Annotated in this window: 9 protein-coding genes and 1 tRNA gene; 7 read left to right on the forward strand and 3 right to left on the reverse strand. The window is 39.5% G+C overall.

What is annotated here, in order from left to right; all coding sequences use genetic code 11:
- Positions 1-97 precede the first annotated feature (97 nt).
- The 3 genes from J7K40_09735 to J7K40_09745 all read right to left on the reverse strand — a co-directional run bounded on the left by J7K40_09735 (position 98) and on the right by J7K40_09745 (position 1,990).
- Positions 98-280 (reverse strand): phage integrase N-terminal SAM-like domain-containing protein, encoded by a 183-nt coding sequence (locus J7K40_09735; GenBank protein MCD6162678.1) that lies wholly within the window; start codon positions 278-280, stop codon positions 98-100.
- A 182-nt stretch (positions 281-462) separates the two neighbouring features.
- Positions 463-536, reverse strand: a tRNA-Lys gene (locus J7K40_09740).
- 209 nt (positions 537-745) lie between these two features.
- Complete coding sequence (locus J7K40_09745; GenBank protein MCD6162679.1) at positions 746-1,990, reverse strand: hypothetical protein; 1,245 nt, start codon at positions 1,988-1,990, stop codon at positions 746-748.
- A 110-nt stretch (positions 1,991-2,100) separates the two neighbouring features.
- On the opposite strand from J7K40_09745, the gene J7K40_09750 reads away from it, so the two are divergent.
- From J7K40_09750 to J7K40_09780, 7 genes are all read left to right on the forward strand, one after another.
- Positions 2,101-2,622 (forward strand): hypothetical protein, encoded by a 522-nt coding sequence (locus J7K40_09750; protein ID MCD6162680.1) that lies wholly within the window; start codon positions 2,101-2,103, stop codon positions 2,620-2,622.
- Between the two features lie 602 nt (positions 2,623-3,224).
- Positions 3,225-4,007 carry a dockerin type I repeat-containing protein gene (locus tag J7K40_09755; protein ID MCD6162681.1) on the forward strand — a complete coding sequence of 261 codons (783 nt, stop codon included), beginning with the start codon at positions 3,225-3,227 and terminating at the stop codon, positions 4,005-4,007.
- Between the two features lie 196 nt (positions 4,008-4,203).
- Entirely contained in the window at positions 4,204-6,489 is a 2,286-nt protein-coding gene (locus J7K40_09760; GenBank protein ID MCD6162682.1) for a T9SS type A sorting domain-containing protein, read from the forward strand.
- Between the two features lie 280 nt (positions 6,490-6,769).
- A complete protein-coding gene (locus tag J7K40_09765) occupies positions 6,770-7,600 on the forward strand; it encodes a T9SS type A sorting domain-containing protein (protein MCD6162683.1) in 831 nt (276 codons plus the stop codon).
- 261 nt (positions 7,601-7,861) lie between these two features.
- On the forward strand, positions 7,862-10,222 hold the full coding sequence (locus J7K40_09770; protein MCD6162684.1) for a T9SS type A sorting domain-containing protein: 2,361 nt from the start codon (positions 7,862-7,864) through the stop codon (positions 10,220-10,222).
- 49 nt (positions 10,223-10,271) lie between these two features.
- On the forward strand, positions 10,272-10,457 hold the full coding sequence (locus J7K40_09775) for a hypothetical protein (GenBank protein ID MCD6162685.1): 186 nt from the start codon (positions 10,272-10,274) through the stop codon (positions 10,455-10,457).
- On the forward strand, positions 10,444-10,835 hold a 392-nt coding region (locus J7K40_09780; GenBank protein MCD6162686.1), incomplete at its 3' end, for a hypothetical protein. The genes J7K40_09775 and J7K40_09780, both read left to right, overlap by 14 nt.

A 10,835-nucleotide genomic window follows, 5' to 3' on the forward strand; every position in this document is an offset into this window, starting at 1 on the left:
AAACGCTTGGCTTTCATCATAGCAGGCAGAAGTCGGAGACTTTTCTGCCCTACTGTTGGCTGCTTAATCTACCGTTGAGCGTATAAATCGAAATATTTTAAGGTTGCTCTGCTAAATAGTCTTTAACATTATCCTTTGTCGCATCATCAAACCGGATGTTTTTTTCATCTACCCATTTATAAAAATGTTTGATGGAATTATCATATATACGTTTTGTTGCGCCTGACCTTTCTCGATGTTTTAACTCCCTCATAAAACTTTCTAAATAATCTAATTTCATTTTATTCTCCTATCTACTCACCATGTTAAAGGATTTGCTTATTGATTAATACCCATGAAGTTATAAATAATTACCCCTAAAATCGGCGGACTATTACAACTAAATTCTACTATCATAATAGTAGAACCTTTTTGCGATTAATGTTGAATATGTTGATTTATAATGAGCTATAAAAGAAAAACTGCGCCTTGAAGGGATCGAACCTTCGACCCGCTGATTAAGAGTCAGCTGCTCTACCTAACTGAGCTAAAGGCGCATAAGATGGCATCAATATATTGTTCTTTATACTAACGTCAAGTTTAATTTCGATGAGTTTCCCTGAAAATAGTTTTTTTTGAGCAGATAAAGTGTCGGGTTTCTTCTCGACTTTGGCGAGTCGTAACCCTACCTGCAATTTAATTAAAAAATTAGGGAAACTCCGAGCTATCATCTTTTTGCAAATAGCTCTATCGTGTATCTATATAATTATTCTGCAGTCGGCTCTGATTTTTTTACAGCCGTGAATTTACCCTTAAATCGTTCTAATGAGAGCGTTAATGAACCCAAACCCAAAGCAAGCGTCAGGAAAGCTGCCAGCCACCCAATTATTGGTATAAGTATAACTGTTGCAAGAAATACTACTCCAATTATCAGGTATAATGCGCTTGATGGCTGTCTTTCGATTTTCAGTAAGCGACAGATATAAGCGCCAACAAATTGAGCCGAATAGATTACTCCTGCAAAACTAAATATCCCGAATGTGAAAACGAGCATAATACCCACAGGTATTCCAACAATAGTAAGAGTGGCTAAAAAGGCGGCAACGGGAAACAGCAATATCATCAAAATTCCCAGCCCCAGAGAAACCATGAAACGCTCTTGAATAGCCCTGACAGCTTTTGATGCCATATTTCTATTTATTGAAACTACCACCAAACCGCTGACTATCAAAGCTAAGTACATCAATGGAATCAGGATTTTATTGCCGAGAAAAAGAGTGAGGAGAAAGACAATAGAACTGAAAAATAAATTCATAATAAGATACATAATTATCATATATTTAATAGGCTGAAAAGCGTGATATTTTGATTTTTCACTTTCTTTCTTTAACTCCGTCCAGTCTGTTTTTCCTGCAATATGCACGCTCTCATCAAGCTTAATTTTTTCATATGATTGATAAATTAAATCGCCCTCAATAATAGTGCTTGGTTTGATTTCTATTTGGTTGGCTTCTATGTTTAAATTGCCGCCGATATTACCGCCAATAGTAACTTTATCGCCTTCTATGCGAAGCAAATTATCAATAGTGCCTTCAAAAACTATTTCTTCGCCAGCTAAAAAGGCCTCACGAGATATATGGGTTGATGGACCAATAGTAATGGATTGCGCAAAAGCTATGAGATTTCGTCCAACCGGCGCGTTGATATTAATTGTTTGCGCAAACCCGCGTAAGGAGCCATCTACGGGGCCATTAATTGTCAACCAGCGCGAGGCCCAGTTGATATTGCCATCGCAGATGCCGGAAAAAACCAGCTCCTGGCTGGCGCCGATTAAATCGCCGGCTACATTAGATTGAAATCGTATGGAGTTGCCGGTAATAAAAACATCATCATTAAAAAATGTGTCGGGCTGGAAACTTTTATTGTTGGTTCCGATAAATACCGTAGCCTGCGTTATTCCGGTAAAAAGCGCAGTAATTACAAAAATTAAACTGATGATTTGTGTTTTCATTATTTTTCTCCCTTTATAATATACGACTACATATAAATATTGTTACAAATATAAGCATATGTAAAGAGAAAACTTGCAGGTTATTTTTAATTATGCTATAATATTAAATTATGGAGAATTGTGAACAAGGTTTAGATGTTTTTCCGTGGCTGAGGATTTTGCCGCGCTGGATATTTGGCGCTGCAGAAATCGGGTTGGCTGTATATTTGGTAATTACTTTTCATTTAGATATTGGCTTGGTATATTGCGCTTATTGGGTATTCTCTTTGCTTGTTCTTCTGCCGCTTTTAAGATGTACAAAATGCTATTATCATGGCAAGAGATGCAGTTCCGGTTGGGGCATTTATTCGGGTTTTATTTTTCCCCAAGGCGAGCAGGTTTATTTTCAAGCTGGCTATGGATTTACTATTCTTTTATGGCCGCTGAGGTTAGCTCCGATAGGATTGGGATTGCTAAATTTAATGGATGGTGTTGTGTTTAATCCTGACGGGTTGTTCGGAATATATATTGCGGTTATAATTATTCATAGATTATACTATCGCTTAATTAGCTGCCCGGCTTGCTGCCAAAAAGAAACCTGTCCGGTTTATAATTCTGCGGTTTTAGGCAAGCAGAAATCAGCTCGGCAGTAGCTGGCATATATTTGAAAGCTTGACTGCACAGCATTTGATATCCTTCAATAATAACATCGCGATCTAATATGACTATAAAAGCTATCTGCTTATGTGTAATGCTGTTAGGGCGAGCTTGTGAATGTGCATTCGCATAATTGCTGCTATTTTATTATTTTTATTTAATGTGTTCGTTTTACTAATCAATAGCTGGAAATACTTAAAGATAATATTTTTTATTTTTTTTCTTGACAAGGTTTTCAAGTTCTGTATATTAATCACAGTGTGGAACCATTCCACTTTAACTTCTGGCATTAAAGCTTCTGGAGTACTTGATGGCAAAAAGCAGTTTTGCGAGACACCTGAATTTGACTTAATTTAAAGAACTTTTTAATTAGTTTAATTTGAGTTTGTGATTATGGTTAAATGTTTATAGTGAATAGGGATACAGTTAGAAAGTAAAATGTTTGCAAGGGCTGTAAAAATGAGGATTTTGGGAGTATAGCATTTATTTGATATTAATAAAGTGCATTTTGCAAAAGGAGTGTTTATTAAAAGTAGCTAAAAATATTTAGTTGTGTTTAATGAAGTTAAGGTTAACCATTACGAGGGGAGAAACCTTTATGACAAAACGTATTGTCTTATTTATCGAAGTCGTAATTTTGTTGGTAATTGTCCAAATTACAGCGGCCTGTGCGCAGGAGTGTAATGTTTACATCCGCAGCAATCATTATCCCGGAGGAATTGATAGGGATGGTTTATCGGAATTTCAGGTTCCGATTATTTTTGGATCGAATTGTAGGGTGTGGGGGATATTTTTTGAGGTGCGGGTTGATCCGCCCGCAAGTATTCGTCCGATTGATATTGACACCGTAGGCGGTGTGTTTTCTTATTGGGAAGACCTCCACTGCATACCTTTAGGTCCAAACAGGCTAAGGATTTGGGGTATGTGCAACCATCCCAGCCATCCGCATGAACCTCTTGATTCGGCGTATGAGGCGCTTGTCTGCAATGTTATCTATGATTTTGGCTGTGGTTATCAAACTTGCCAAACAGCAACTATTTATTTGGATTCAGTTCGGATAATTGATGATGATTGTCTATGGTATGATGTTGGCGTTAGCACTGGCGGCGTTGTAATAGGTCCGGATGTTACCGGCACCGGGTTTGGCGATACCACTCTTATTCAAAGCGGCGACGTTAATTGTGATGACATGGTTTTAGGGGCGGATATTGTACGTTTGGTTAATTATTTTAGAGGAAATGTCGATTGTCCCTGCAGTAAATGTGCCGGGGATGCTAATGGCGATGGCTATATTATTGGCGCTGATGTAACTTATATGGTTAGATACTTTCGAGGAGAGGGTCCCGAGCCGGCGACTTGTGAATTTATACCCTGTGAGTGATTTTTTAACAAAAGGCTAATTTGACTTGAATATTATTTTAGTAAATATAAAAACCTGATTTCCTTGAAGGAGGTGATGAGAAGAGCAAAAGCCAAAGTACATTTTTGAAGGGGATTATAACGAGGAAATGGAATTCCTCAATTAAACAATCACTAGTTATACTTTTAACACCATGCGTGTTAAGAAGGAGTGAAGAATGAAGAAACTTTTAGCGTTATTTGCAATTTTACTTTTTGCGTCCACTGCATTTGGGCAGTCTGTTGACGGTTTTGAGGTTTATTACGGTGGCGAATTTAACCCCACATGGGATAATGTTATGACTGTTAGCCCGGATAAGGATATTGATATTCCGGTCTATGCTTTTAACATGAATGCTAATGTTTATATCGCCAATTTCTGCTTGCCTCTTGGCATCAATACGGACTATGTTACAGCTTTCAACACAGCTGAGTGTTCTTTTGAATGGCCGCTCACTGAGTGGGATGACTGCAGTTTTGCCAATGAAAACTGTGATCCGCCTCTTCCGGCTGGCTGGTGCAGCTTAGGTATTATCGGTTTTGCTGATACAGGCGGTGACCCGAATCCTTGGGGTGAATGGTTTACTGTTAGCCATATTGCCACATTCGTTGCTCACACAACAGCTGATACTACCTATATCGGCTCGACTATTTGTGATGCGTTAGGTCTTGGTAATGATCCTTATCAGCCATTAAACGCTGGCGATACATCAGGCGGCGCGGGTTATAATTGCTATGACTTCTATGCCTGCCTGTATTTTTCTCCGAACCAGCCCCCAATCATTGATCCAGATGATGAATTCTCCATGCCGTATGACTGCGGCTACACAGATTTCACCACCACTGTCGATGTTTTCGATAATGATGGCGATGATTTGGATGTTACCGTTAACTATGGCACAATCACTTTGATAGCTACCGATCAGCCCGGCGGTCCTGGCACTGCGGCTACTTATACTTATGAAATCGATTTTGATATGGAAGACTTCTGCGGCGACTGCGCTGTCTTTGATATCGTCATAACTGCTGATGATGGCATTAACGTTCCGCCGACAGAATTCATTTTCGCTGGCCCGTTCACCATAGTTGGTTCTGTCCATGCTTGGATGGATCCGGCTCTGTACATCTTCCCTGGTATGTCCGATTTTATGCCGATTTATTTTGATGGCTGCGGCGACTGCTTCTGCATGGGCGGTTTCGAATTCACAGTCTGCTTTGATCCTTCGGTACTGTCAGTAATTGGCGGCGAGGACAACGTTTGGCTCAACCCGATCTTTGCAGGCGGCGATTATTGGAATGTTACAATAACCGACACTTACGTTAATTTCGTATTCATCAATAGCCTCAATGATCAAGATCCTAATGAGCCTATTTGCGATCTGATTGATATGACTGAACCTATCATAAAGGTGGAGTTCCTCTTAGCTCCGCTTACATATCCTGATAACTTCTGCATCCCTGTTTGCTTCTGTGACAGCGATGATCCATATGAAGCTATCAGTCTGAACGCCGTTGCTGACCCGACAGGTTATCACACCTGGTTTACCCATGGTTGTGATGATGCTCCTGACAGCGTTGAGTATGGAACAATGCTCCTTGACCTCGAATGCGGTAATATCAAGGTTATGGATGAGCATAATATCGTCATGGGCGACCTTAACTTAAACGGTTATGGCTTTGAACTTGGTGATGGTGTTCTGTTGACCAATCATATGATTGACCCGATCGGTTTCCCGTTCACTCTTCGTCAGATGGTTGCTTCTGATGTTAATGGTGACGGATACCAGGCTACTGTTGCTGACCTTATCTACATGATTAACGTAATTAACGGTTCTATTGACGGCAAGGTTATGCCGGTTGACGTTGTGGCTACTATTTCAATGCCGGAAGATGCTTCTGGTCTTGTTGACGTTATGGTCACCTCTGAAGCCAGTGTTGGCGGCGCTTTAGTTGCTATCAACCATGAAGGCGTAGAGCTTGGCGTGCCGACAGCTAATGGCAACGAACTGAATTACAGCGACAAAGACGGCGTCATGACTGTCGTAGTTTATAACCCTGATGCGAATTATTTCGCTTCTGGCTCTAATGTCCTGTTCACAGTTCCTGTTGGCGAAGGCGAAATTTCTTTTGGTGATGTTCAGATTTCGAATGATCGTGGCGCTCTGATGGATGCGCGCACCGAGATTTCAGTTCCGATACCGACCGAATTCACGGTATCTCAGAACTTCCCGAATCCGTTCAACGCTAGAACCAAAATCAACTTCGCGCTTCCTGAAGCGGCTGATGTAAATATTGCTATTTACAACATAGCCGGTCAGTTAGTCGAAAATATGGATCTTGGCTATACACCTGCTGGCCACCAGACAGTAAACTGGAATGCTAGCAATGTTGCCAGTGGCGTATACTTCTACAAAGTATCCGCTGGCGAAAATTCCAAGACCCTGAAGATGACACTTCTGAAGTAGGAATGCTTTAGCGGCGAATTTTTACTTGGAGATTCCGGGAGAGGCAATTGTCTCTCCCGGTTTCCAATAAGAGAAAATTGATAGTTTTTGTAATAATGTGAAAAATAATGCAAACAGAGGATAAGTATAATAGAGAAATAATTTAGCGGAAATGGTATTTTTAATGTAACTTATTGATAGAACTATAATGATGATAGGTTTTAAGTTAGAAGAAAGGCGGCATGAACATTGCTTGATTGTTATTGATTAAAATTTAATTAATTTTTTTGGGGTATTTTTTATGAAAAAAGCAATAATTCTGGCCGTATTATTAACCGCCAGTGTGCCCTTTAATAGTTCTCTTTCGCAAGAAGTAGATAGTTTAATGTTATCAACAAGCTATATTTATCAGGGCGATACAGCATCACTTGTTCTTTCACTAGTCAATCAGACTATACGTGTTGGAGGTTTTTCAACAAGAATATTTTTGGCTGATTCGACTAAAGCCAGGTTTATCGATGTGGAGCGGGGCGAGTCTATAAGTGATTTTAGTATATTCATGTCGCCGTTTTCTGATGGTAGTTTAAGAATCACCGGCATGGCTATTACTTTCCCAATGGTCGATACTATTTCACCATTGCCTTTAGGCTATCATGAATTAGCGGTTATAAGAATCGCTTTGGATGATACTGTTGCTGAAGGTTCTCATCTACCAGTAGCATTTGATTGCAGCAATGAATATGGAAACGCAATTGTGGACAGCGCTGGATATATTATTATTATTCCGGTTGTTGTTGATGGTGAGATTGTTATTAACCGGACTGCCGACATTTATAATGATAATCAGATACCTTACAATTTATCTTTGGGTAATAATTATCCAAATCCGTTCAATGCCGGCACGAGTTTTGAGTTTGTCATAAATGAACATGGTTATGTCAAATTCGAGATATATGATATTTTGGGCAAAAAGGTAGCTTGTTTATTCGATTCATATACTTCAGCGGGGACTTATACACTTCGATGGAATGGATTTTCCGATAGCGGCCAACCGGCTGCTTCAGGAGTTTACTTGTATATGTTGTCATTGGATGGAAAAGATGCCGTAAAGAAGATGACTTTACTAAAATGATTTTAATTGTACTTCTAGGAGATAATTTGAAAATAGGATATAAATAGAATGAATATCTTAATGCTTAAGGAGGATAACTCTATACAAATGGATATGCTTAGTGTTTTAATTAAATGTATTTTTTGCAAAAAGGTAATTGTTATAAAATGAATGGTGTTAGAGATGTTTAATAGAGAATGCCTTTTGCTAAGGAATTTTAAAGTTTATTTTCTTACGGTGTTATTCTTTTGTGTATGTTTTACGGGCAATCTTTTTGCCCAAATGGATACGCTTAAAATTATGAGCACCAGCGGCGAACAAGGTGATATAGTTGAATTAGATGTAGAATTGTACAATCATTCCATTGATGTTAGAAGTTTTGCACTTTTTATGGCTTATGATCCGAACGTTATGACTGCAATTGGAATTGAAACAGCTGAAAGGACTGCATATTTAGGGGAATCTCCGAATGTTTGGGCGGCTGTATGGGATCCTGATGTTGCCAATATTGATCCGGGTCAATTGAGGCTTATTGCTTTTGATGGTTATGGTGAGGAAGTGCTTTGGATTCCGCGAGGCAGGGGTCCGATATGTACAATCAGGCTTCAAATACATTCAGGCGCTCCTGATGTTGTAAGCAGTGTATTTTTTCTTGAGATTGAAGATAATGATAATATTATCTCAGATACTTCAGGAACTATTCTTGTTGTCCCGTTTTTAATTACCGGTTCGGTTACAATTGGGTCGAGTTTTAATAATCCTCCGGAATTTGATGCGAGCAATCCTTTTAGTTCATATAATGGGACGGCCGGTTCACCGCTTCAATTTACGGTAACAGCAACGGATATAAACAACGATCTATTGCATCTTTGGGCTGAGAATGTGCCAAGCGGAGCCACTTTTGCGGGAGGCGATGGTAATGGTTCGGTTTCGGCGCCATTTTCATGGACTCCGACATCAAATGGCGCTTATACTGTTACTTTTAATGTAGATGATTCTTTTAATTCTACAGTTTCAAAGCAGGTTACTATTAATGTTGGCAGCGGCGGCAATCCAAATGCTCCGGTAATAACTTGCCAGACTAATCATGAAGCAACCGAGGGTGATCATCTCGAATTTACTGTTAGCGCAACTGATCCGCAGGGTGATAATATTACTCTTTCGGCCAATGGTCTTCCGGAAAATGCAGAATTTGAACCGGTTAGCGGCTCATCGCCTGTTATAGGCACATTTGTATTTGATCCGGATTTTAATCAAGGCGGCAATGTTTATTCCGTTACTTTTACTGCATCGGATGGCAGTAATAATTCTAGCAAATTGGTTTCCATTACTGTAGTAGAGGCGCCCAATGATATTCTTGAGGTTGCTGATGGTCAGGGCGCGCTGCCGGGTTCGGTGGGAAGAAGTCTTATTATCAATTTCAGAAATTCTGAACCCCGGTACGGTTTGCAGTTTGATCTTATTTATGATCCGGAGGTTTTGGATATCAATAACGTCTTGGCTGATTCGGCCAGGGTCTTTAATTTGTTTATGCAGGCAAGGCTTTTAGAAGACGGATATTATAGAATTTTAATTTTTACTACTAATCCGGAAGAGGAATTCATACCCATGGGTTCGGGCAGAATTGTTGAATTTGAAGTTGATGTTGACAATTATGCGCTGCCCGGGTTATCGGTGGTTACATTTGATTCCGCTTTTTCCGTAATTGATTATTATGGTTCTCAGCAGGATATAATCTATTCTTCGGATGAAGGTTTTGGTATCGATATACTTGGTGATGCCAACCTTGATGGAATAATTTCTATCGGAGATTGCGTGGCAATCATTTCCGATATTCTTGAGATAATTGAATTTGATATCAGGAAAGCTGATGCGGCAGATTATAATCGCGAAAATGGGGTTACTATTGCTGATTTGATGGAAATAGTAAATCGCATTTTCAGAATTACTCCACCGCCTCCCGGAGCATATGACCTTGCTGGAAATGTAGAGATTCTTAGAGATGGGATATTTCCGGGTTTCCGCGGCGAGGCGCCGATATGGCTGTCTTTAGATACAGAAGCTGCTGGTGTTCAGTTTACTATAGAATATGACCCTTCTGAAGTAATAATTAATGACGTAATTGCCGGTGATATGGTTTCTAATCTTCAGTTTGATTTCAATGATACCGGTGAGGAGATTAAGGTTGTTGTTTACAACTTTGACAGGTCTGAATTTGGTCCTGCAGTCGGCGAGTTAGCAAAGCTTGATATTGAGTTTATCGGTGAAAACACAAATCCTAATCGCGCGATTAGACTAACGGATTTCGAGATAGTCGATGTTAATGCTTACTGTCTTAATGTTGAGGTGCTTGGGGAATTGCCAGAGTCGTTTATTCTATACCAGAACTATCCTAATCCGTTTAACGCCAATACGGTAATATCATTCGAGATGCCTTATAACTCAAATGTAAGTATTGACATATTTAATATTCTTGGCCAGGAAGTTAAGGAACTTTATACTGGTCAACTTGAGGCAGGACCCCATCAGGTGATATGGGATGGAACGAATAGCAATAACCAGACGGTTACTTCAGGAATATACTTCTACCGTTTTCAAACGGATGTTTTTAATAAAACAAAGAAGATGTTGTTGGTAAAATAACCTTTTCCATGATTTATAAAAGGAGTCAATGACTTAGGGAGATTTAATTATGGAGAGGATGTATAAAGAGGCTGAGAAAAAGATAAAATCATTTTCGATGTTTTTGCCATACGAGGTTGTATCCATCGATAAGATAATAGAATATATTGCTGAAAATAAGGCAATATCGTGGAGAATAGAAATGCAGGATGTACAAATTGCTTTGCCAGTTTTTGGAGGCGATGATGCTATCTAAATCAAGTTATAAAAAGATTAATTTGCAATTAATCATTATATTTAGCCTGGCATTTTTTAGTATTTTATTTGGCAGCGAACAAGCATTTGGCGATGCCCCTATACTTGATGCAATAGGCGCTCAAAACGTTGATGAAGGTAATCATCTCGAGTTCGTTGTAACATCTTCTGATGTTGACTTAGATCCATTGACCTTGACCGCTGAGAATATGCCGACTAATGCGGCTTTCTACGATAGCAGTAATGGGCATGGTTTGTTTGAATTTGACCCGGATTATACGCAGAGCGGCGTATATCAGGTAAGATTTATCGTATCCGATGGCGCATTGGCTGATACGGAACTTGTTGATATAACGGTTAATCATGTAAATATTGCGCC

It is taken from the genome of Candidatus Zixiibacteriota bacterium, from assembly GCA_021159005.1.
GTDB lineage: Bacteria > Zixibacteria > MSB-5A5 > UBA10806 > 4484-95 > JAGGSN01.